Consider the following 22,944-nt stretch of genomic DNA (forward strand, 5'->3'; position numbering starts at 1 on the left):
TGTTAAAAAAAGAGGCCTCAGTGTGACAGTCATTAATGGTTTATATTCTAGCCGAAATTGTTACAAAGCATATTAAACAGCAGCTTATATTTATTTTTAGCCCTGAAATGCGCTTCGCTTCGCGTTTTTTATCTGTGCTTTCAAGCCGCTTAGCGCTTATCTGAAAATTTGGCGTATTTTCTTTCTGTTACTGGTTCATGACAAAAAATCCCGCCGCCAGAGAAGCGCTCAGGGCGATTTGGCTTAAGGTGATGGTGTGGAATACGCTTTCAGTGTGCGGAGGACAGCATAAAATTCCGTGATTTCGCTTTCGGCCCCGCAACTGCTCTCGGAACAATTCCACGACGAAAACAAACAAGACCAGCATTAAATAAAGGCTGATAAATCAGGCAATAAACAGCCCTTTCTTCTCACCACGCGATCTCTGACACTGCGGCTATTGAGTTCATGTGGAGAGAGAAAAATGAAAAAAAACCTAATTCTGCTGGGCGCACTGGTACTGACCAGCTTCACCCAGGTTCAGGCGGCGACCAGTGCAGGCGAAGCAGCTGGCGCGCAAGCATCCACCACGGCGAAAGGTAACTCAGACGCGATCGGTGTTGGCGCCGTGGGCGCACTGCTCGGCGTGGCGCTGGCGACCATGGGCGGCGGCGATAAAGGCGGCAGCGGCACCTCAACCACCACCGCAACCCAAGCCGGTAAATAATGTCAATCGCAGGGTCGCCATTCGTGGCGACCGCTTCACCCTTAGCAGACCATTCATAACGCCCCGCTATGGCGTCTCTTTCACATATTCAATGCTGTTAACGAACCACAACTTCTGCCCTTCCGGCGTGTTGACCACCACTTCGTCATCCACTTCTTTCTTGATCAGCGCGCGCGCCATCGGCGAATCAATTGAGATGTACTCTTTCATCGTCTCGCCATAAATTTCATCCGGGCCAACAATGCGGAAGCGCTTCACATCGCCCTGCTCATTCTCCACTTGCACCCAGGCACCGAAAAACACTTTGCCCTCCTGCTGCGGCGCGTAATCCACAATTTTCAGATCGGCGAGGCATTTGCGCAGATAGCGCACCCGGCGATCGATCTGGCGCAGCAGACGCTTGTTGTAGGTGTAATCGGCGTTTTCGGAGCGATCGCCGAGGCTGGCCGCCCATGAGACGATTTTGGTCACTTCCGGACGCTTTTCATTCCACAAATGGTCGTGTTCGGCACGCAGCTTGTTATAGCCTTCGCGGGTAATCAGTTGGGTTTTCATGACTTCAACTCGTGGTGACGGCGGTTCTTCGCAGCAAAGAGGCTAACAATAAGCGACCGATTGACCATCAGCAAGATTGCGCGCGCTGCATTCAGAAAAAGACGGATTCACGGGCCACCGGCTGGCAATTTTCGGCCTCATTCCGTATAACTGTCCGCTATTTCCAACCCTGTGTAAGCATTGTTAATGATGATGAAAGATTCACTGAGCCAGATTATCGCAGGCGAGCTGAAGGCACGCGCCGACCAGGTTGATGCTGCCGTTCGCTTACTTGATGAAGGGAACACCGTGCCGTTTATCGCACGTTATCGTAAGGAAGTGACCGGCGGACTCGATGACACCCAGCTGCGTTTGCTGGAGAGCCGTCTGAGTTATCTGCGCGAGCTGGACGATCGTCGCCAGTCGATTCTGAAATCCATCGACGAACAGGGCAAACTCACGCCTGAACTCGCCACCGCCATCAACAGCACGCTGAATAAAACCGAGCTGGAAGACCTTTACCTGCCGTACAAACAGAAGCGCCGTACGCGCGGACAGATCGCCATTGAAGCCGGTCTGGAACCGCTGGCCGACACGCTGTGGCAGGATCCATCGCAGGATCCGGAGCAGCTGGCCGCCAGCTACGTTGATGCCGACAAAGGTGTCGCCGACGTGCGCGCTGCGCTGGATGGCGCGCGCTATATCCTGATGGAGCGCTTTGCCGAAGACGCCACGCTGCTGGCGAAAGTGCGTGAATATCTGTGGAAGAACGCGCATGTGGTAGCACGCGTGGTGGAAGGTAAAGAGGAAGAAGGCGCGAAATTCCGCGACTACTTCGATCACCACGAAGCGCTGAGCGGCGTCCCGTCGCACCGTGCGCTGGCTATGTTCCGTGGCCGCAACGAAGGCGTGCTGCAGCTGTCGCTGAATGCCGATCCGCAGTTCGACGAAGCCCCGCGTGAAAGCTATGGCGAAACGCTGATTGCCGAACACCTCAAGCTGCGCCTGAATAACGCACCGGCGGATAGCTGGCGTAAAGCGGTGGTGAGCTGGACATGGCGCATCAAAGTGCTGCTGCACCTCGAAACCGAATTGATGGGCACTATTCGTGAACGCGCCGAAGATGAAGCCATCAACGTGTTTGCCCGTAACTTGCACGATCTGCTGATGGCCGCGCCTGCCGGCATGCGCGCCACCATGGGCCTCGATCCGGGCTTGCGTACCGGTGTGAAAGTTGCGGTGGTGGATGCCACCGGCAAGCTGGTCGCGACCGATACTATTTACCCGCATACTGGCCAGGCGGCGAAAGCGGCGACGGCCGTGGCCGCGCTGTGCGCGAAACATCAGGTTGAACTGGTGGCGATTGGTAACGGCACCGCCTCGCGCGAGACCGAGCGTTTCTTCCTCGACGTGCAGAAGCAGTTCCCGCAAATCAACGCGCAGAAAGTGATTGTCAGTGAAGCCGGTGCATCGGTCTATTCCGCATCTGAGCTGGCGGCGCTGGAGTTCCCGGATCTCGACGTGTCGATTCGTGGCGCGGTTTCCATCGCACGTCGCCTGCAGGACCCGCTCGCCGAGCTGGTGAAGATCGATCCGAAATCGATCGGTGTAGGCCAATATCAGCACGACGTCAGCCAAAGCCAGCTGGCGAAGAAGCTGGATGCGGTGGTGGAAGACTGCGTGAACGCCGTCGGTGTCGATCTCAACACCGCATCTGTGGCGCTGCTCACCCGCGTGGCCGGTTTAACCCGCATGATGGCGCAGAATATTGTCAGCTGGCGCGATGAAAATGGCCGCTTCCAGAACCGTCAGCAGCTGCTGAAGGTGAGCCGCCTCGGGCCGAAAGCCTTTGAGCAGTGCGCGGGCTTCCTGCGTATCAACCACGGCGACAACCCGCTGGATGCCTCAACCGTGCACCCGGAAGCCTATCCGCTGGTCGAGCGCATTCTGGCCGCCACCGAGCAGGCGCTGAATGAGTTGATGGGCAATCCAGGCGGTCTGCGCGATCTCAATGCACGCGACTTCACCGATGAGCGCTTCGGCCTGCCAACGGTCACAGACATCATCAAAGAGCTGGAAAAACCAGGCCGCGATCCGCGTCCGGAGTTCAAAACCGCGCAATTTGCTGAAGGCGTGGAAACGCTTAACGATCTGCTGCCGGGCATGGTGCTGGAAGGCGCCGTCACCAACGTCACCAACTTCGGTGCTTTCGTCGATATCGGCGTGCATCAGGATGGTTTGGTGCACATCTCTTCCCTTTCCGACAAGTTCGTTGAAGATCCGCATCAGGTGGTGAAGGCGGGCGATATCGTCAAAGTGAAGGTGATGGAAGTGGATATGCAGCGTAAGCGTATTGCGCTCACCATGCGTCTGGATGAGCAGCCCGGTGAAAGCAATGCGCGCGGCAGCCGCAATGCCAGTAAAGAGAACACGCGTCCGGCGGCCAATAACAAAGGCCGTGGCAAACCGGCCAGCGCTCCGGCGGGCAACAGCGCCATGGGTGATGCGCTCGCCGCCGCCTTCAAAAAGCGTTAAGTTCCTGCCTTAAACACGCGCGGAGACATCCCGTCTCCGCGCGCATACCGCCTTGATAAATCTGCTCGTCCATCTACGCTTTGAAAAAATGACCTGCCGCGTGGCCCTGCGATCCAATGGATATTATCAACGCCTTAATCGATGAGATTTATCACGGCAGCTTTCCGGTCGCGGCACGTGAACGTCTGCTTTCGCACATTCGTGCCGCGCGCGATACGGTAAAACTGCCGCGCAAGGCACACTGGGATGAGAAAGATGTGGTGCTGATCACTTACGCCGATCAGTTCCGTGAACCCGAACAGCCAACCCTCGCCAGCTTCTCGCGTTTTTATCAGCAGCATCTGCAATCCACTTTCAACCTGGTGCATCTGTTGCCGTTCTTTCCCTACTCTTCGGACGATGGCTTCTCGGTTATCGACTATCACCAGGTCAATCCGATCTGCGGCGACTGGCAGCACATCAGCGCACTGCACAGCGAAACGCGCCTGATGTTCGATTTTGTCTGCAACCACATGTCGGCGCACAGCCGCTGGTTTCAGCACTTTCTGGCGCTGGATCCCGGTTGGGATGATTTCTTTATCAGCATGCCGCCCGCCACCGATCTCAGCGCGGTGACGCGCCCACGCACTTCGCCGCTACTGACGCCGTTTGCAATGGCCAACGGCGAAACGCGCTATATCTGGACCACCTTCAGCGCCGACCAAATCGACCTCAACTTTGGCAATCCGGAAGTGCTGATTTGCATGGTTGATGTGCTGCTCGATTACCTGATCAAAGGCGCGGATTATGTGCGGCTCGACGCGGTCGGCTACATGTGGAAAACGCCGGGCACTAACTGCATTCACCTGCCGAAAACGCATCAGCTGGTGAAGCTGTTTCGCGCCATCGCCAATGAAGTCGCGCCCGGCACGGTGATCGTCACCGAAACCAACGTGCCGCATAAAGACAACATCAGCTATTTCGGCAACGGCAAAGATGAAGCGCAAATGGTGTATCAGTTTTCGCTGCCGCCGCTGGTGCTGCACGCCATTCATTCCGGATCGGCATGTGCGCTGCGTCAGTGGGCCAGCACGCTGGATTTGGGCGGCGGCACCACCACTTTCTTTAACTTTCTCGCCTCGCACGACGGTATTGGACTCAATCCGGCACGCGGCATTTTGTCGGAAGTGGAGATTGTGGCGTTGGTGCGTGATTTGGCGCTGGAAGGCGCGCTGGTCTCGTACAAGAACAATGCTGATGGCACCACCAGCCCATACGAAATCAACGTCACCTATTTTGATGCGCTGAATCAGCAAGACGATGACGATGACACGCGACTGCGTCGCTTTCTATTGGCGCATGCGATTCTGCTGTCGTTTCCCGGCGTACCGGCGATCTACATTCAAAGCATTCTCGGCTCGCGCAACGATAACGACGGCGTGCGCGCGGCGGGTCACAACCGCGCCATCAATCGTCAGAAATACGACCTGCATGAAATGGAGCAGTGGATCAGCGGCGGCAATCCGCTACGTCAGCAGGTGTATGAACGCCTTAGCGCACTGATTCAGCTACGTACCCGACAATCCGCATTTCATCCCGATAACCCGATGACGCTGCTGGAGAGCGAGAATACCTTGCTGGTGCTGCGTCGCCATCAGCCGGACAGCGAAGAGGGTTTGCTGTGCGTGTTTAATCTCAGCAGTCATGAGGTGACGACGCAATTACCGCTGACGCGGCTTGTGCAGGATGTGATTAGCGGGGATAAGCTGGATGGCAGCCAGCCTTTGACGCTGGCTGCGTGGCAGTTTATGTGGCTGCGGTAAACTCCGTGATCAGCTGCGTAAATTCATCCGGGTGAGAAATGAAAGGCGCATGCGCCGCTTTCTCCAACACCACCGAGGATGAATCTGGCCAGCGAGCATCCAGTTCTTCTGCGATACGACGCGGCACCAGCCCATCGAGATAGCCGTAAATGCGCAGGAACGGCAGCGGCAGATCGTCGAGCGCGACACGAAGATCATCCTGACGCAAAATCTCTAATCCCCCTTCCAGCACCTCAACCGTCGGCATCGGCTGCGATAAAACCACCTCTTTCAGCTGGCGTGCATCCTGCCGCGCATTTTCCGTGCCCATGGTTTGCAGCGCCAAAAAACGCTCCACGGTGCGCTGGAAATCAGTACTCAGCTGCTGCTGAAAACTTTGCAGCGTTTCGGGCTTAATCCCCGGCCATTGATCACGTGCGGTAAAACACGGCGATGAGGCGACTGTGATCAGCGCTGCAACGCGCTGCGGCTGGGTTAACGCCAGCTGGCTAGCAACTAATCCGCCCAGCGACCAGCCTAGCAGCACTGCGCGATCGGGTAACTGTGGCAACAACTGTTGCGCCATTTCCGCTAAGGTCAGCGGCCCAAAATCCTGGCTGCGGCCAAAGCCCGGCAGATCCACCAGATGCAGGCGAAAATGCGGGCTGAGTCGCGGAATCATGTTTTGCCACACTTCGGCATTCAAACCCCAGCCGTGCAGCAGCACAAGATCGCGATCGCCCGTGCCTGCGGTGTGCCAGTAAAGCGAACTCATCGGTTACACTCCGGAAAAGTGAAAAGGAGGTCGCTATGCTACCAATCCCGGCACTGTGTTGGCTATGCCGCCTGCCGCTGCAGATTGCCAGCCACGGTTTGTGCAGCCGCTGCGTACAGCAAATTCCGCGCCTGCCGGCACTCTGTCCGTGCTGCGGGTTACCGGCCAGCGGAACGCAACCGTGCGGGCGCTGCCTGCGCCGTCCGCCGCCGTGGCAGAGCTTAAGCTGCGTCAGCGATTACCTGCCGCCGCTGAGCGATTGGGTGCAGCAGCTGAAGTTTTCTCGCGTAACCGCACTCAGAGTGATGCTGGCGCGGCTGATTTTGTTAAAATTGTTAACAATGCGTCGTGATTACCGGCTGCCGCGTGTAGATTTGGTGCTGAGCGTACCGCTGCATCGTCGGCGCGCCTGGCAACGCGGCTACAATCAGGCGGCGCTGCTGGCAAAACCGCTGGCTCGCTGGCTGGGCTGTGACTATCGCGAAGGGGTCAAGCGTGTACGACACGGCGCAGTCCAGCATTCATTGAGCGCCAGCGCGCGCAAAAAGAATCTGCGCGGTGCCTTTCGCCTTGAAATACCGGTGCGCGGACGCCATATCCTGCTTATCGACGATGTTGTGACGACCGGAAGTACCGTGGCGGAAATTAGCCGCATCCTGCTGGCGCAAGGCGCGGCCAGCGTACACATTGGTTGCCTGTGCCGTACCTTGTAGAGCGTCGGTGTTGGGCGTATTATAACCAAGTAATTTAGTCAACTATTGAGCAATCGCCATGATCGTTATTACTGATGCTGCGCAAGAGCACTTCTCAAAATTGCTGTCCAAACAAGAAGATGGCACTCAGATTCGCGTATTCGTCATTAATCCGGGTACGCCAACCGCAGAATGCGGTGTTTCTTACTGCCCACCCGATGCAGTAGAAGCGACTGATACCGAATTTAAGTTCGAAAAACTGTCCGCCTATGTTGATGAACTGAGCGCACCGTACCTCGATGACGCGGAAATCGACTTTGTTACCGACAACCTCGGTTCGCAGCTGACGCTGAAAGCGCCAAACGCCAAAATGCGTAAAGTCTCTGACGATGCGCCGATGGTGGAACGCGTGGAATATCTGCTGCAAGCGCAGATTAACCCGCAGCTGGCTGGCCACGGCGGTCGCGTATCGCTGATGGAAATCACCGATGACGGCATCGCCATTCTGCAATTCGGCGGTGGCTGCAACGGTTGCTCGATGATCGACGTGACGCTGAAAGATGGCATCGAGAAAGAGCTGCTGGCAGCCTTCCCTGAGCTGAAAGGCGTGCGTGATTTGACCGAGCACCAGCGCGGCGAACACTCGTACTACTGATTTAGCACGCGGCAGCGACCCGACGCTGCCGCGCGTTCTCTAACGCTTCCTGCGCCCTGTATTGACCGCAGTTAGCAAGCCCGGCACTTTTCCTCTGAACATCTCTTCTAATGTGACGCTTAACTTGCGCCGCCAGTTCGGATATTCATCTACCGTGCCCGGCACGTTGACCGGCGAGGTCATAGCCAGCCAATCCTCTGGTTGCAACCCCAGTAATGCGCTGTTTGTTTGCGCCAGATAGCGGTGGAAGCCGCGATTGAGCACCGGCGTGAAGGACACTCGGCTGGCCACTTTGCTGTGGCGCGCAGGCAACGTATTCATCTGATGCAGCGCATCCAACAGCGCCTGTTTTTGTTCATCCCTTTGTCCCAGCAAGGGAATCAACACGCTCTCTTTGTACAAGCCCAGTTTGTGCCCCAGAGAAAGATCCTTAAATCCCCAGAATCCCGCCAGCGTCGGCAAATCATGGGTACTGGCGCTGGCAATCGACTGCGCGGGATACTCGTGCGGCTGACGGTAACTGCCATCGCCGTGCTGCTCGAAGAACAACACTTTCCACGAGAAAATGCCGCTGTTGCGCAGCAGGCTGACGATTTCTTTCGGCACCGTACCGAGATCTTCGCCGATCACCATGCAGCGATGGCGCTGACTCTCCAGCGCGAGGATCGCCAGCAGATCGTGCACCGGATACGCCACGTAAGCGCCTTTATCCGCGCTTTCGCCGTAGGGGATCCACCACAAACGCAGCAACGCCATGACGTGATCGATGCGCAGTGCGCCGCAGTCGCGCATGTTGGCGCGCAGCAGATCGATAAACGGCTGATAGCCACGCGCGCGCATCACATGCGGATCGAGCGGCGGCAAACTCCAGTTTTGTCCCTGCGGACCGAGACGATCCGGCGGCGCGCCGACGGATGCACCAAGCTTGTAAAGCTCCGGATCCTGCCAGGTTTCCGCGCTACCCTGCGCCACGCCGACCGCCAGGTCGCGATATAATCCCACTTCCATACCAAGTTCCTGGCTGATCTGACAGCAGATGGCGAACTGCTCTTGCGCTACCCACTGCAACCAACTCCAGAACTGAATCTCATCTTCGTGCTGCGCGCACCATTGCTGCACCTCCGGCAACAAGGCATTGCGCCAGCCTTCCGGCCAGTGCGCCCAGCCCCATTCATCGGGATGTTGCTGGCTGCGCTCGGCAAGAATGCCATCAAACGCCGCCTGATAACGCAGATGATCGCCGCCCTCGACGATAAATTGCTGGAACGAAGCATCGTCAGCGGCGCGAGGCTGAAAGCGCTGCCAGGCAAAGCGCAGCGCGGTCAATTTCAGTTCGGCCACTGCGCTGTAATCGACAAACTCGGCCGCGCGCGCTTGCTCCAGCGCCTGGCGTGTTTTCGCCCTTGCCCACCAACGCTGGGCTGACTGGCTGCGCTGGAAATCTTCCAGCCGATTAACGTCGATATACAACACGTTAAGCCAGCGGCGCGAGTTTGGGCTGTAAGGACTGGCATTCTCTGGCTGTGCAGGATAAAGCGCATGCAAAGGATTGAGGCCGACAAAATCACCGCCATAATCGGCGACCTTCTCCAGCATGTGCGCTAAGTCGCCGAAATCACCGATGCCCCAATTGTCATCCGATCGCAACGTGTAAAGCTGCACCAGCGCGCCCCACAGTTTCTCGCCTTGCTCGATGGATTCGGGGATAAAGCAACGTCGCGGCGCGATGATAATGCGCGTCTGCCACTGCTGGCGGCCTTTGCGCAATGTGAGCAGGTGATAACCTTGTGACAGACGCGGCGGCAGCGTGAGCAATTCGCCGCCCTGCACCTCGCCGCTGAAGCTTTTGCCCTGTTCGGTTTGCAGCTGCCAGGAAAAAGTGCCGCTGCCTTGTGGCGTCAATTGGCGTTTGCTGCGTGCGGCAAAGACCTGCACCGGCGGCAGCGGTGGCGCTTTGCCGGTGGGCGTTTCCATGACCGCCAGCAGCGCGCGTTTTGTCTCATCACTGATAGTTTCCGACTCGCCGTGAGCGTTAATAAAGCGCAGCGAAATGCCAGCATCCTGTGCCGCCTGATCCAGCTTGTTAAGCGTCATTGCTTCTCCGAAATTTGTAGGGTCGCCATTCATGGCGACCGAAATATCGATTATCGTGCCGTCTGCCAAATCCGCTGCTGGTAATCGCGAATCGAGCGGTCAGAACTGAAACGGCCGGTGTGAGCGGTATTGAGGATCGCCGCGCGCGTCCAGGCGTTCTGATTCTTCCACAGCGCTTCCACCTGCTGCTGTGCGGCGATGTAGGCATCAAAGTCAGCCAGCACCAGCCAGGGATCGCCATTTTTGGTCAGGCTCTGCAGCATCAGATCAAACGCGTGCTTATCGCCGTCGCTGAACTTGCCTTTCTCCAGCTCCTTCAGCAATCCATCCAGATAAGGATTCTGTTTGCGCAGCTTTTTCGGGCTGTAGCCGCCCGCTTTCAGCGCCTTCACTTCGTCCACGCTGTTGCCGAAGATAAAGATATTCTTCGCGCCCACCGCTTCGGCAATCTCCACATTAGCGCCGTCCAGCGTGCCAATGGTGAGCGCACCATTGAGCGCCAGCTTCATATTGCCGGTGCCGGACGCTTCATAACCGGCGGTAGAAATCTGCTCGGAGAGATCGGCGGCCGGAATCATCAACTCTGCGGCGGTGATGCGGTAATCCGGGATAAACACCACTTTGAGGCGATCGCCGACGCGCGGATCGTTGTTAATCACCTCCGCCACTTTGTTGATGGCATAGATGATGTTTTTGGCGAGGTAATAGCCGGGCGCGGCTTTGGCGCCAAACAGGAACACGCGCGGCACAAAGTCGGGGTTATCCGGGTTATCGCGCAGCTGGCGATAGCAGTGCAGCATATGCAGCAAACTGAGGTGCTGACGTTTGTACTCGTGCAGCCGCTTGATCTGTACGTCAAACAGCGCATCCGGATTGATATCAATGCCGGCCACGCGCTTGATGTAGAGCGTTAAGCGCTGCTTATTTTGCTGCTTGATGTCGCGGAACTGCTGACGAAACGCTTTTTTGCGGGCAAACGGTGCCAGCCACGCCAGCGCATCAAGATCGTTGGCCCACTCAACCTGCAAGCTGTCATCAATCAGCGTCGATAGCAGCGGGTTGCATTGTTTTAACCAGCGGCGCGGCGTAATGCCGTTGGTGACGTTATGGAATTTATTCGGCCACAGCCGGTGATATTCCGGGAACAGATCTTTCACCACCAGCTCGGAATGCAGCGCCGCCACGCCGTTGACGGCGAAACAGCTCACCACGCACAGATTCGCCATGCGCACCTGACCGTCAGCCACCACCGCCAGCTTGTGCCAGGTGGCTTTGTCATCCGGCCACTGTTGCTTCACCACCTTTTTCAGGCGGCGATTAATCTCACGGATGATCAACATATGGCGCGGCAGCAGGTCACGCACCAGCTTCTCATCCCAACGCTCCAGCGCTTCCGGCATCAGCGTGTGATTGGTGTAGGCAAAGGTGCGGCTGGTGATGTGCCACGCATCGTCCCAACTCAATTGATGCTCGTCCAACAGCACGCGCAGCATCTCCGGAATGGCGATGGTAGGATGCGTGTCGTTAAGCTGGATCACTTCGAAATCGGGCAAAGTGCGAATGGCGCGCCCGGCGAGATGATGGCGCCGCAAAATATCGCCCACCGCGCAGGCGCACTGGAAATACTGCTGCATCAGGCGTAGTCGCTTACCTTCGGCATGATTATCATTGGGATAGAGCACTTTGGTCAGCTTGTCGGCTTCGATGCCTTGCTGCTCGGCCTGCAGGCATTGGCCGTTGTTAAACGCGGTGAGATCGAACGGCTGCGCGCTGCAGGCTTTCCACAGTCGCAGCGGCAGCGTGATGCCGTTGCGATAACCCACCACCGGCAAATCCCAGGCTTCGCCTTTGAGGTGAATTTTAGGTCGCCAGAGGATGCTGCCATCGTGATTCTCTTTGACCTTGCCGCCAAGGCCAACCTGCACATCCAGCGCGGCGTTATGGCGGAACCACGGATAGCGATCGCGCTGCCAGTCATCCGGCGCTTCCTGCTGCTGTCCGTCGGCAAACCTCTGGCGAAACAGGCCGTATTGATAGTTGAGACCGTGGCCCATCGCGGCCTGGCCAACGGTCGCCATCGAATCCATATAGCAGGCGGCTAAGCGCCCCAATCCGCCGTTGCCGAGCGCCGGATCCACCTCCTCTTCCAGCAGTTCGCTCAGCTCAATCTGATGTTCCGCCAGCGCGGCTTGCACCTCGTTGTACCAGCCAAGATTAAGCAGATTGTTGCCGGTTAAACGCCCCAGCAGAAAATCCATCGACAGATAGTTGACGTGACGCTGCCCTTGTTTAGGTGGCGCAGGTGGCTGCGTCGCCAGCATTTCTGCCAGCACGCTGCTCAGCGCTTGCCACCATTGGTGCGGTGTCATTTGCTGAGCGGAAGTGAGTCCAAGATGTTGCCATTGGCGGGTAAGAGCGGCGTCGAAACGTGTTTTATTGAATTTTTGCTGCGACATATCAATCCCTTCGAGTCCGTTAACGGTAAAGCCGGGGCGAGCGCAAGAGGTGAATGGATAAGTAAAGCTGGGGGCGCAGAAAAAAGCGACAGGGAAATGTCAGTACCAGGAAAAAAATCGTGCACGCTGGGTGTCGAACGGTCGCCATTCATGGCGACCGTTTACCACGCGATCAACACAATTCGAGGTGAACTTCGTGCTGCTCAATCACTTTCAGCACGCTGGCCGGCGGGCTTTGATCGGTATACATGTAATCAATCAGGCTCATATTGCCGAGGTTGACCATCGCATTGCGGCCAAACTTCGAGTGATCCACCACCAGCATCACGCAGCGCGAGTTTTCGATAATGGCGCGTTTGGTGCGCACTTCGTGATAATCGAACTCCAGCAGCGAACCATCCATATCAATGCCGCTGATACCGAGAATGCCGTAATCGAGTCGGAACTGCGAAATGAAGTCCAGCGTCGCTTCGCCCATGATGCCGCCATCGCGCGTGCGCACTTCGCCGCCAGCGATAATTACGCGGAAATCCGGTTTCGCCATCAGCAGAATCGCTACGTTGAGGTTGTTGGTGACGACGCGCAGATTGTTGTGATTGAGCAGCGCATGCGCCACCGCTTCCGGCGTGGTGCCGATATCAATAAACAGCGTGGCGCCATCAGGGATCTGGCTCGCCACACGCTCGGCGATACGCGCTTTCTCCGCCGACCACATCATCTTACGATCCTGCCATGCGGTGTTTTCTGAGCTGGACGGCAGCGCCGCCCCGCCGTGATGGCGCATAATTTTGTTCTGATCGGCCAGGTCGTTCAGGTCACGCCGAATGGTTTGCGGGCTGACTTCAAAGTGATCCACCAGCTCTTCGGTACTGACATATCCCTGACGCCGGACCAGATCGATAATGGCGTCATGACGTTGCGTCTGCTTCACATCTCTCTCCTCGGCTCGTAGCCGCTTCTTTTATTGGTGCTGCTAACGACGCGTGATCTTACGCGTATCAACAAATGCCATCGCTAACCCCACCAGCAAGCCGGTGACGTGCGCGGCGTTGGCGATCGACAGGCCAAATGCGCCGTACCAGCCAATCACCAACCAGACGACCGCGAAGCCAATCAGGCCGCGTTCGAGATAAATACCACTTTCGGGATCGCGCTCGCCGCGCAGCCAGCAGTAACCCATCAGCGCGTAAACCACGCCCGACAAGCCACCAAACAGCACGCCGCTAAACTTGGCCTGCATCCAGCCGGTCAGCAGCGCGGAGATCAGCATAATCACAAACAGCTTACCGCTGCCGAGACGCTTCTCGACCGCACCGCCGAGATACCACCACCACATCAGGTTGAACAGGATATGCAGCAGCGAGAAGTGCAGCAACGCATGGCTAAACCAGCGCCACACCTGGAAATATTGCGAAGAGTCCGCCGGCCACGCCAGCCAATCCAGCGCCACATCATCACCGACGATCTGCATCAGAATAAACACCGCGATGCAGGCGATCATGAGGGTCATGGTGAGCGGACCTGCGCGTTCGCGAATGCTCGACCAGATGTGGGTGCGCTCGTAGCGCAAGCCACTTTCGGTGCTGCCGCTATGCCAGCTGGCAGCCTGATAGCGCGGATGGTTGGGATCGCGCACAAACTGCGCGAGTTCGTTTTCGACCATCTCAAACTTACTGTCATCGTCCAACATGATGACGAAGTGGCTTTCGCGCTCAATGCGTAACGTCACGCCGCGTGTCGCCATATAGTCGACAAACGCCTGCGCCATGCGCGGATTGTTAAACTGGGTGATGCGCATCATGCGGTGCTCTCCTTCCTTATGCGATGGGCTTAGGCGTCACCGAGGGCAACCTGCGCCGGGAATGCCGCGCGCCAGGCGTCAAATCCGCCGTCAATGCTGTACGCTGCGCTGAATCCCTGGCCCAGCAAAAACTGCGCCGCGCCTTTGCTGCTGTTGCCGTGATAGCACATCACCAGCACCGGCAATGCCTGATTCGCGTTGGCAATGAAATCCGCCAGATTGTCATTGGTCAGATGCTGCGCACCCGCCGCGTGGCCCATCATAAAGCTCTGCGGATCACGGATATCCACCAGCTGCGCACCTTGTGCCAGATGCTCTTGCGCCTGCAGGACATTAATACACTCGAAGGTTTCCATGGTGTCTCTCATTACTTCGTCACAATTAGCGCCTAGTTTAACCTGAGAAGCCGCCGCGATAACCTGACAACTTATAGGGTTATGTGATTTTTTTCCTGTCGGAATGTTAGCTATATCACGCAAAAATGTTTTTATTCAGTTAACCGCTGGCGTCGATGTTGGTTTCCGATTATTATTACGCTCGAAAACGAACATTTTAGAACTATTCCGAACATCGGAGGAGATGACGTGGAAACCAAAGACCTGATCGTGATCGGCGGCGGCATTAACGGAGCCGGCATTGCAGTGGACGCTGCAGGACGCGGACTGTCGGTGCTGATGCTGGAGGCGCGGGATTTGGCCTGTGCAACCTCCTCCAACAGCTCGAAATTGATTCACGGCGGCCTGCGCTACCTTGAGCACTATGAATTCCGCCTGGTAGGCGAAGCCTTAGCAGAACGTGAAGTGCTGCTGAAAATGGCGCCGCATATCGCCTTCCCAATGCGCTTCCGTCTGCCGCACCGTCCGCATCTGCGTCCAGCGTGGATGATCCGCATGGGCCTGTTTATGTACGATCGCCTCGGCAAACGCACCACGCTGCCGGGCAGCAAAAGCCTGCGTTTTGGCGCGGATTCGGCCCTCAAGCCGGAGATCACGCGCGGATTCGAATATTCTGACTGCTGGGTTGATGATGCGCGCATGGTGGTTCTCAATGCGCAGGAAGTGGAAAAACAGGGCGGCGAAGTTCGCACCCGCACTCGCGTGACCCGCGCCTGGCGTGAAGCCGGTTTGTGGATGGTAGAAGCCGAAGATATTGATACCGGCAAAACCTACGCCTGGCGCGCTAAAGGTCTGGTCAATGCGGCCGGTCCGTGGGTAAAAGAGTTCTTCGACGATGGCCTGAAGCTGAAATCGCCGTACGGCATTCGTCTGATCAAAGGCAGCCACATCGTGGTGCCGCGCGTACATCGCGAAAAGCAGGCGTATATCCTGCAGAACGAAGATAACCGTATCGTGTTTGTCATTCCGTGGATGGATGAGTTCTCCATCATCGGTACCACCGACGTGGAGTACAAAGGCGATCCGAAAGACGTGAAGATCGATGACAACGAAATCAGCTACCTGCTGAAGGTGTTCAACGGACATTTCAAACAACAGCTGAGCAAAGATGACATCGTCTGGACTTACTCGGGCGTGCGCCCGCTGTGCGATGACGAATCGGACTCACCGCAGGCCATCACCCGCGATTACACGCTGGATGTGCATGACGACAACGGCCAGGCACCGCTGCTGTCGGTATTCGGCGGCAAGCTGACCACCTATCGCAAGCTGGCGGAACATGCGCTGGAGAAACTGACCAAGTACTACCCGAACATCGGCCCAGCATGGACCAAAAACGCGGTATTGCCGGGCGGTGATTTCTCCGGTTCACGCGATGATTACGCCGCTGGCCTGCGTCGTCGCTATCCGTTTATCAGCGAAGGTATGGCGCGTCACTTTGCCCGTACTTACGGCAGCCGCACCGAAGAGCTGCTGGCAGACGTGAAGAGCATCGACGATTTGGGCGAGAACTTCGGTCACGAGTTCTATGAAGCCGAGCTGCGTTACCTGGTGAAAAACGAATGGGTGCGCGAGCTGGATGATGCGATTTGGCGTCGTACCAAACAAGGTATGTGGCTGAGCGCCGCCGAGCAGGCGCGCATTGCTGAGTGGCTGGCGGTTAACGCACAGAAACCGGCGTTGTCGTTAGCGTCATAATATAAAAACGGGGCGTCGTAAATGACGCCCCGTTTACGTAGGGTCGCCATTCATGGCGACCTTTTTAATGTCTACTCGTTTACAAACCCGCATTCTCGCGGATGTATTTACGCGCTTTCACCGCATATTCGAACGGATTGGCCAGCGCCGGATCCTGTTCCGCTTCCACCACCATCCAGCCTTTATAGCCGTAATCGTCGAGGATTTTGAACACCGGTTTGAAATCGATCACGCCATCGCCCGGCACGGTGAAAGTACCTTTCTTCACGCCATCAAGGAACGACAGCGATTTCTCGCGCACTTCCGCCACCACGCTGTCGCGCACATCTTTAAGATGCACATGGAAAATACGCGGCAGATATTTGGTCAGCACATCCAGCATTGCCTGCTGTGAACCTTCGGAATAGTAGATGTGGCCGGTATCGTACAGCAGGCCAACATTCTCATTGGTCATTTCCATAAAGCGATCAATCTCAGCTGGCGTTTGGATGCCGGTGCCCATGTGATGGTGCAGCGTCAAACGCATGCCTTTCTTCGCGGCGATCTCCGCCAGTTCGTTGTAGCCTTCCGCCGTTAAGCGCCACTCTTCATCCGTGAAAATCGGCTTCTGCTCCAGCACCGCCAGCGTGGTGCCCTGAATACTTTTGCTCTGCTCAGAGCAACCAATCACCCGCGCGCCCATCGCATGCAGGAAGTTCATGTGATTGGTGAATTCGTCGATGGTTTTCGCTTTTTCACCGTTGGCGAAGAAGGTGCTGAACCACGCGTTGCAGATCTGAATACCACGGATATCCAGCATCGGCTTGAGAATCGCCGGATCGCGCGGGTATTTGCTGCCCACTTCGCTGCCGGTAAAGCCTGCCAGTGCCATTTCACTGACGGTTTGCTGGAAGGTGTTTTCGCTGCCCAGCTCCGGCATGTCGTCGTTGGTCCAGCCGATTGGCGCAATCGCCAGTTTAACGTTGTCTTTGTTCATCTTGTTGTCCCTGATTCACAGAGGCGGCCGCTGAGCCGCCGAGGAGTATTTAGCGCACAGCTCAGTTATTTGGCGTAGAAATCCGGACGCGGCGGCATGGTAACCGGCTCGATTGCGCCGCTGTTCTGCGCTTTCTGGCAGGCATCGGCGGCCACGGAAGCAGCAAAACCATCCCAGGCAGAAGGTCCGGTCAGCTGGCCGTCTTTCACGTCATTGATAAACGCTTGCAGCTCAACGTCATACGCATCGATGAAACGATCTTTCCAGTCGGTCAGCAGCGGCACGCCAAGACGCGCGTTTTTGCGCGTTTGAATCGCCGAAGGCTCAGGCAGCTTCGCGATGCCCTCTTCGCCCACCACTTCACACTGAATGTCGTAGCCGTACGCGCAGTTAACGAAGATCTCCACGTCAATGCGGATGCCTTTCTGCGTTTCAAACAGCACGATTTGCGGATCTTTCAGCTTGGCGTGAGACTTCGAGGTGGTACGCGGGAACACCACCTGCACGGTTTTGTAGTCGTCTTCCGTCAGCCAGCGCAGCACATCCAGCTCGTGAATCAGGGTGTTGGTGATCGCCATGTCGGTGGTGTAATTCTCACCGACGCTCTGGTTGCGGTGCGCGCAGTGCAGCATCAGCGGCTCGCCGATTTCACCGTCGGTAATCACTTTTTTCAGCGCGCGATAGCCGGTATCGTACGGGCGCATAAAGCCAACCTGCACCAGACGTTTACCGTGTTTGATCTCGGCATCGACAATGCGTCGGCAACCTTCAGCGCTCAGCGCCAGCGGCTTTTCACAGAACACCGGTTTGCCGGCCGCGATGGCCGCCAGCGTGAACTCTTCGTGGGTCGGATCCCAGGACGTCACCAGCACGGCGTCAACGTCTGGTGAGTTGATCACCTGATGACCATCCTGATAAACCTCGGCTTCGATATTAAGACGTTGCAGCGCAGCGCGCGCACCTTCCACGTTGATATCAGAAACCGCCACCACTTTCGCACCCTGCAAAACGTTATTGCAGCGACGAATGTGTTCCTGACCAATTGCACCGGTACCAATTACACCGAGTTTGAGCGTCATAATTACACCTGTAGATGTAGAGTCGGAAGAGTAAGGGTTAAGCAAGGCCGACGAACGCCGGCCTAAAAAAGAGCTAGTACTTACGTGCTTGTTCGATATGCACGTTAAGGTTGTCGGCCACTTCTTGCGTGCGCGTTGACGTAGAGGTTTGCGCCACACCGACGTGCCACCAGCTGAAGTATTTGTGCACCATGGTTTTAGGTAGCACTTTGATGTCGAACAGCACGGAAACGGTCTGCTTCTGCGCATCGATCAGCGCGGCTTCCAGCTGCTCCAGCGTGGTGATGCGGTAGGTTTTGCAGCCGTAACCGCCGGCGATTGCCGCGAAGTCCACCGGCACAAAGCCGCCATCCAGCTTACCGCCTTCCGGATTACGGAAGCGGAACTCGGTGGTGAAGCTGTCCATGCCGTGTTCCATCTGCAGGTTGTTGATACAACCGTTGGTCATGTTATCCAGCAGCACCACGTTGATTTTTGCCCCTTCCTGAATCGACGTGACCAGCTCGGAGTGCAGCATCATGAACGAGCCATCACCAACCATGACGTAAACTTCACGCTGCGGCTGCGCCAGCTTCACGCCCAGCGCGGCATTCACTTCGTAACCCATGCAGGAGTAGCCGTACTCAACGTGGTACGAGTTGTAATCTTTGGTGCGCCACACGCGCTGCAGGTCGCCCGGCAGACTGCCCGCTGCCGCGACAATCACCGCATCCTTTGGGAGTTGCTCGTTTAAGGTGCCCAGCACGCTGCTCTGCGTCAGCACCGATTTCGTCAGGCGCTCAAACTCCGCAAACAGCGCTTCGCGATCGGCGTGGTCGGCGATTTCCGGAATGAAATCGTCGGTGTTATAGGTCGCGGCATAGACGCGCTGCGTCTCTTTCAGCAGTTTGCTTTGCGACAGCTCAATCTGGCCGCCCCAGTGGTTTTCAAAACCTTGCAGACCGCTTTCCAGCGCGGTTAAACCTTCACGCGCATCCGCCAGCAGCTGCACCGCATCCAGCTTGTAGCTGTCGAAATTGCTGACATTGAGGTTCAGATAGCTGACGTCCGGATTCTGGAAAATCCATTTCGACGCGGTGGTGAAGTCGGTGTAACGCGTACCGATACCAATCACCAGATCGGCTTCTTTCGCCAGCAGGTTAGCGGCCAGACAGCCGGTTTCACCCACGCCGCCGACATTCAGCGGGTGATCGGAAACGATGGTGCCTTTACCGGCCTGAGTTTCGGCAAACGGAATGTTGAAGCGCTCGACAAATTTCAGCAGCGCATTACCCGCGTCGGAATATTTCAGGCCGCCACCAACAATGATCAGCGGCTTGTGTTTGCGCGCAATCAGCGCCAGCGCATCTTCTAATTGCGCGGCAGTTGGCAGACGGCGATCCAGACGATGCACACGTTTCTGGAAGAAGTATTCCGGGAAGTCCCAGGCTTCGCCCTGCACGTCCTGCGGCAGCGCAATCGTCACCGCACCGGTTTCTGCGGGATCGGTCAACACGCGCAAGGCGTTGATGCAGGCGGTCATCAGCTGCTCTGGACGGCTAACGCGATCCCAGTATTTGCTCACCGCGCGGAACGCGTCGTTGGTGCTGATGCTGAGATCGTGGCTCTGTTCGATCTGCTGCAAGACCGGATCCGGTTGGCGCGTGGCGAACACATCGCCTGGCAGCAGCAATAAAGGAATGCGGTTGGCAGTCGCGGTGGCGGCAGCGGTAATCATGTTGGCTGCGCCGGGTCCGACCGATGAAGTACAGGCGATAATCTGACGACGCAGCGACTGCTTGGCAAAACCAATGGCGGCGTGCGCCATGCCCTGCTCGTTACGGCCCTGATGCACCACCAGATCGCCGCTGTCCTGCTCCAGCGCCTGTCCCAATCCCAGCACGTTGCCGTGACCGAAAATGGCAAAAATGCCTTTCACAAATTTGGTTTCAACGCCGTCAACGTTCAGGTATTGGTTATCGAGAAATTTTACCAGCGCCTGTGCAGTGGTGAGTCTGATTGTGCCCATATGCTTCTTCCTTTACATGCTGGTACCTGCGGCGAGGTACATCGCGGTTCGGGTAAAAACTGCCGTTCACGGCGCCCGCGGATTAAGTGAAACGTGAGGCGATTATAAACAAATATTTTTTTCATTAAACACGATTACAGAAGAAACATTTCATTTTGCGATGGAGATCAAATTCAGCAATGAAACGTGGGCTGCGCGAGTCGCGAAAGGGGGAAAAGTGGAACAATAAAAGGTCATTTGCCGGTCATAACGAAATTTCATTTCACTTCAGTAGCTTCCTTGATTCGCCAGCACTTTCCTGAGACCTGGCTCACAAGCCTGACTATCACTGAAACTCCCAACGATTCCGACGCCGCTTTGCGGCCTGGTCAGAGTTTTACCTGGCTCACAAAATCGTGATGGATGTTTCATTTCATATTGAATTTGGAATTTTTATTCCTCATACTGCGACCAAAGCCAATCAGGCACCTTGAGAACCCGGAAGCAAAGCGCTCGACGTTGGGCGGCAGCGCCCGCAGTGTCTGCTTATCACAGAAGGAAACAATAGGTATGAGTACACAACAGAAGCGGCTTGATGTGATTTGTATCGGACGCATCGCCGTCGACCTCTACGGTCAGCAAATTGGATCACGCCTGGAAGATATGACCAGCTTCAACAAATATCTCGGCGGATCTTCCGGCAACGTGGCCTACGGTACGGCCATTCAGGGCCTGAAATCGGCGATGCTGGCGCGTGTGGGTGACGAACATAACGGCCGCTTTTTGCGTGAAGAGCTGCAACGTGCTGGCTGCAACACCGATGGCCTGATTACCGATAAGCATCGCCTGACCGGACTGGTGATCCTCGGGATCAAAGATGAAGAGAGCTTCCCGCTGATCTTCTACCGCGACAACTGCGCCGATATGGGGCTGGTGCCGGAAGATATTAACGAAGAGTTCATCACCTCTTCACGTGCGGTCGCCGTTACCGGCACGCACCTGTCACATCCACAAACGCGCGCCGCAGTATTGAAAGCGCTGGATATCGCCAAACGCAACGGCCTGCGCACCGCGCTGGATATTGATTATCGCCCGGTGCTGTGGGGACTCACCTCGCTTGGTGACGGCGAAACGCGTTTCATTGAATCGGGCGAAGTGACGCAACAGCTGCAGGAAGTGCTGCACTATTTCGATTTGGTGGTCGGAACGGAAGAAGAGTTCCATATCGCCGGTGGCAGCACCGATACGCTGACCGCGCTGAAAAATGTGCGTAAATCGAGCCAGGCCACATTAGTGTGCAAACGCGGTCCGCTGGGTTGCGTGGTGTTTGAAGGCGAGATCCCAGATAGCTGGGAACAGACCAAACTGCAGAGTGGCGTGCGTGTAGAAGTGCTGAACGTGCTGGGCGCGGGCGATGCCTTTATGTCTGGCCTGTTGCGCGGCTGGCTGAACGATGAAAGCTGGGAGCAAGCGTGCCGTTACGCCAACGCCTGTGGCGCATTGGTGGTGTCGCGCCACGGCTGCGCACCGGCGATGCCAACCAAAGAAGAGCTGGATGATTTCCTCAGTCGCGATAAAGACGTGAAACGTCCGGATCTCGATGCGCGTCTCAATCACCTGCATCGCGTCACCACGCGTAAACAGCAATGGCCGGAGCTGAATGTCTTCGCCTTCGACCATCGCAAGCAGTTGGCTGATATGGCTCGCGAAGCGGGCGTCAGCGAAGAACGCATTCCACAATTGAAACTGCTGCTGCTGCGTGCTGCAGAAGAAGCGGCGAATGAAGCCGGCCTGAATGAGAAGAGCGGCATTCTTGCGGATACCACTTACGGCCAGAAAGCGCTGAACGCGATTACCGGTAAAAACTGGTGGATTGGACGTCCGATTGAGCTGCCAAGTTCACGTCCGCTGCGCCTGGAGCACGGCAACATCGGCTCACAGCTGGTCGACTGGCCAGCCGAGCACGTAGTGAAATGCCTGGTGTTCTACCATCCGCACGACAGCGCTGAACTGCGTAAAGAGCAGGATGATCTGGTTCTCGACGTGTGGAATGGCTGTAATAAGAGCGGGCATGAACTGCTGCTGGAACTGATTCTGCCGGAGAGCAATCCGGACCGTAACGAATCTTACTATTACGACATGCTGAGCCACTTCTACAGCCTTGGCATTCAGCCGGATTGGTGGAAACTGCCGCCGCTGTCTGCAGAGAGCTGGCAGGCGATCAGCGGGCTCATCGAGCAGAACGATCCGCACTGCCGCGGCATTCTGCTGCTGGGCCTTGATGCGCCAGAAGAGACGCTGAAAGCCGGTTTCGCCGCCGCCGCGCAAGCGCCGTGGGTGAAGGGTTTCGCAGTAGGTCGCACCATCTTCGGCCAGCCGTCGCGCCAGTGGCTGCAAGGCGAGCTGGATGACAAGGCGCTGATTGAGACCGTGAAAGGTAACTACCTGCGGTTGATCGGCTACTGGCGCGCTGTGCGCGGTTAAGTGTTGTGGTTTGGAAAAAGCGGCTTTGGCCGCTTTTTTTGTTTCTTCTGCGGGCTGATGCCCTCACCCCGGCCCTCTCCCACAGGGAGAGGGAGACGCAGCCACATGTGAGTAAGCAACAAAACATTCACGCGGTCGGTTCCCTCGCCCGCTTGCGGGAGAGGGTGAGGGTGAGGGGAAACCTGCATATTTTGTGAGGCATTTCATAAACCGATGAAATAAGCGTCACGATGATGTCAAACAAATGAAATTTTCCATCCATCTGGTACTATAGCGCTCATTATCCAGCCATATTT

17 protein-coding genes are annotated in these 22,944 nt (G+C 56.6%); 7 read left to right on the forward strand and 10 right to left on the reverse strand.

The features are described 5' to 3' along the window. The first annotated feature begins 463 nt into the window (after positions 1-463). Complete coding sequence (gene yjbE / locus PanJK_RS20710; RefSeq protein ID WP_256697683.1) at positions 464-706, forward strand: exopolysaccharide production protein YjbE; 243 nt, start codon at positions 464-466, stop codon at positions 704-706. Between the two features lie 66 nt (positions 707-772). Here yjbE and greB read toward each other — a convergent pair whose 3' ends face one another. Continuing rightward, the gene (gene greB / locus PanJK_RS20715) at positions 773-1,261 is read right to left on the reverse strand and encodes a transcription elongation factor GreB (RefSeq protein ID WP_061719740.1); all 489 of its coding nucleotides are present in this window, start codon (positions 1,259-1,261) and stop codon (positions 773-775) included. Between the two features lie 192 nt (positions 1,262-1,453). Here greB and PanJK_RS20720 point away from each other — a divergent pair, with 192 nt between their 5' ends. Next, positions 1,454-3,775 carry a Tex family protein gene (locus PanJK_RS20720; RefSeq protein ID WP_414858959.1) on the forward strand — a complete coding sequence of 774 codons (2,322 nt, stop codon included), beginning with the start codon at positions 1,454-1,456 and terminating at the stop codon, positions 3,773-3,775. Between the two features lie 116 nt (positions 3,776-3,891). Then, positions 3,892-5,577, forward strand: coding sequence for an alpha-amylase family glycosyl hydrolase (locus PanJK_RS20725; protein ID WP_265302553.1), 1,686 nt, complete (start codon positions 3,892-3,894; stop codon positions 5,575-5,577). On the opposite strand, the gene bioH is transcribed toward PanJK_RS20725, so the two are convergent. After that, a complete protein-coding gene (bioH, locus tag PanJK_RS20730) occupies positions 5,561-6,331 on the reverse strand; it encodes a pimeloyl-ACP methyl ester esterase BioH (protein WP_265302556.1) in 771 nt (256 codons plus the stop codon). The two genes, PanJK_RS20725 and bioH, sit on opposite strands and share 17 nt — an antisense overlap. Before the next feature lie 35 nt (positions 6,332-6,366). Here bioH and gntX point away from each other — a divergent pair, with 35 nt between their 5' ends. Both gntX and nfuA read left to right on the forward strand, forming a co-directional pair. Next, positions 6,367-7,044, forward strand: coding sequence for a DNA utilization protein GntX (gene gntX, locus PanJK_RS20735; protein WP_265302558.1), 678 nt, complete (start codon positions 6,367-6,369; stop codon positions 7,042-7,044). Between the two features lie 58 nt (positions 7,045-7,102). Then, positions 7,103-7,678, forward strand: coding sequence for a Fe-S biogenesis protein NfuA (gene nfuA, locus PanJK_RS20740; protein ID WP_008107927.1), 576 nt, complete (start codon positions 7,103-7,105; stop codon positions 7,676-7,678). Between the two features lie 39 nt (positions 7,679-7,717). Here nfuA and malQ read toward each other — a convergent pair whose 3' ends face one another. The 5 genes from malQ to glpE form a co-directional block, all read right to left on the reverse strand. Beyond that, positions 7,718-9,772, reverse strand: a complete 2,055-nt coding sequence (gene malQ, locus PanJK_RS20745) for a 4-alpha-glucanotransferase (protein ID WP_265302560.1) — start codon at positions 9,770-9,772, stop codon at positions 7,718-7,720. 50 nt (positions 9,773-9,822) lie between these two features. After that, entirely contained in the window at positions 9,823-12,228 is a 2,406-nt protein-coding gene (gene malP, locus PanJK_RS20750) for a maltodextrin phosphorylase (protein ID WP_265302562.1), read from the reverse strand. Positions 12,229-12,400: 172 nt separating this feature from the next. Further along, the gene (locus PanJK_RS20755) at positions 12,401-13,159 is read right to left on the reverse strand and encodes a DeoR/GlpR family transcriptional regulator (protein ID WP_008107931.1); all 759 of its coding nucleotides are present in this window, start codon (positions 13,157-13,159) and stop codon (positions 12,401-12,403) included. Positions 13,160-13,201: 42 nt separating this feature from the next. Beyond that, on the reverse strand, positions 13,202-14,026 hold the full coding sequence (gene glpG, locus PanJK_RS20760) for a rhomboid family intramembrane serine protease GlpG (RefSeq protein ID WP_265302755.1): 825 nt from the start codon (positions 14,024-14,026) through the stop codon (positions 13,202-13,204). Between the two features lie 32 nt (positions 14,027-14,058). Continuing rightward, positions 14,059-14,385 carry a thiosulfate sulfurtransferase GlpE gene (gene glpE, locus PanJK_RS20765; RefSeq protein ID WP_008107933.1) on the reverse strand — a complete coding sequence of 109 codons (327 nt, stop codon included), beginning with the start codon at positions 14,383-14,385 and terminating at the stop codon, positions 14,059-14,061. Between the two features lie 228 nt (positions 14,386-14,613). On the opposite strand from glpE, the gene glpD reads away from it, so the two are divergent. Beyond that, positions 14,614-16,122, forward strand: a complete 1,509-nt coding sequence (glpD, locus tag PanJK_RS20770; RefSeq protein WP_265302566.1) for a glycerol-3-phosphate dehydrogenase — start codon at positions 14,614-14,616, stop codon at positions 16,120-16,122. Positions 16,123-16,201: 79 nt separating this feature from the next. Here glpD and iolE read toward each other — a convergent pair whose 3' ends face one another. The 3 genes from iolE to iolD form a co-directional block, all read right to left on the reverse strand. Then, complete coding sequence (iolE, locus tag PanJK_RS20775) at positions 16,202-17,098, reverse strand: myo-inosose-2 dehydratase (protein WP_256697694.1); 897 nt, start codon at positions 17,096-17,098, stop codon at positions 16,202-16,204. 65 nt (positions 17,099-17,163) lie between these two features. Next, positions 17,164-18,177 carry a Gfo/Idh/MocA family protein gene (locus PanJK_RS20780; RefSeq protein WP_256697695.1) on the reverse strand — a complete coding sequence of 338 codons (1,014 nt, stop codon included), beginning with the start codon at positions 18,175-18,177 and terminating at the stop codon, positions 17,164-17,166. Between the two features lie 73 nt (positions 18,178-18,250). Continuing rightward, positions 18,251-20,185 carry a 3D-(3,5/4)-trihydroxycyclohexane-1,2-dione acylhydrolase (decyclizing) gene (iolD, locus tag PanJK_RS20785; protein WP_265302570.1) on the reverse strand — a complete coding sequence of 645 codons (1,935 nt, stop codon included), beginning with the start codon at positions 20,183-20,185 and terminating at the stop codon, positions 18,251-18,253. Positions 20,186-20,734: 549 nt separating this feature from the next. On the opposite strand from iolD, the gene PanJK_RS20790 reads away from it, so the two are divergent. After that, positions 20,735-22,648, forward strand: a complete 1,914-nt coding sequence (locus PanJK_RS20790) for a bifunctional 5-dehydro-2-deoxygluconokinase/5-dehydro-2-deoxyphosphogluconate aldolase (RefSeq protein ID WP_256697697.1) — start codon at positions 20,735-20,737, stop codon at positions 22,646-22,648. Positions 22,649-22,944: the final 296 nt, after the last annotated feature.

It is taken from the genome of Pantoea sp. JK (genome assembly GCF_026130245.1).
GTDB lineage: Bacteria > Pseudomonadota > Gammaproteobacteria > Enterobacterales > Enterobacteriaceae > Pantoea > Pantoea trifolii.

Excerpts from the sequence above, each read along its gene's own strand:
- glpG (WP_265302755.1), bottom strand. The coding sequence starts at position 14,026 with ATGCGCATCACCCAGTTTAACAATCCGCGCATGGCGCAGGCGTTTGTC.
- PanJK_RS20720 (WP_414858959.1), top strand. The coding sequence starts at position 1,454 with ATGAAAGATTCACTGAGCCAGATTATCGCAGGCGAGCTGAAGGCACGC.
- malQ (WP_265302560.1), bottom strand. The coding sequence starts at position 9,772 with ATGACGCTTAACAAGCTGGATCAGGCGGCACAGGATGCTGGCATTTCG.
- nfuA (WP_008107927.1), top strand. The coding sequence starts at position 7,103 with ATGATCGTTATTACTGATGCTGCGCAAGAGCACTTCTCAAAATTGCTG.
- PanJK_RS20790 (WP_256697697.1), top strand. The coding sequence starts at position 20,735 with ATGAGTACACAACAGAAGCGGCTTGATGTGATTTGTATCGGACGCATC.
- PanJK_RS20780 (WP_256697695.1), bottom strand. The coding sequence starts at position 18,177 with ATGACGCTCAAACTCGGTGTAATTGGTACCGGTGCAATTGGTCAGGAA.
- iolD (WP_265302570.1), bottom strand. The coding sequence starts at position 20,185 with ATGGGCACAATCAGACTCACCACTGCACAGGCGCTGGTAAAATTTCTC.
- glpE (WP_008107933.1), bottom strand. The coding sequence starts at position 14,385 with ATGGAAACCTTCGAGTGTATTAATGTCCTGCAGGCGCAAGAGCATCTG.
- PanJK_RS20725 (WP_265302553.1), top strand. The coding sequence starts at position 3,892 with ATGGATATTATCAACGCCTTAATCGATGAGATTTATCACGGCAGCTTT.
- bioH (WP_265302556.1), bottom strand. The coding sequence starts at position 6,331 with ATGAGTTCGCTTTACTGGCACACCGCAGGCACGGGCGATCGCGATCTT.
- yjbE (WP_256697683.1), top strand. The coding sequence starts at position 464 with ATGAAAAAAAACCTAATTCTGCTGGGCGCACTGGTACTGACCAGCTTC.
- iolE (WP_256697694.1), bottom strand. The coding sequence starts at position 17,098 with ATGAACAAAGACAACGTTAAACTGGCGATTGCGCCAATCGGCTGGACC.
- gntX (WP_265302558.1), top strand. The coding sequence starts at position 6,367 with ATGCTACCAATCCCGGCACTGTGTTGGCTATGCCGCCTGCCGCTGCAG.
- greB (WP_061719740.1), bottom strand. The coding sequence starts at position 1,261 with ATGAAAACCCAACTGATTACCCGCGAAGGCTATAACAAGCTGCGTGCC.
- malP (WP_265302562.1), bottom strand. The coding sequence starts at position 12,228 with ATGTCGCAGCAAAAATTCAATAAAACACGTTTCGACGCCGCTCTTACC.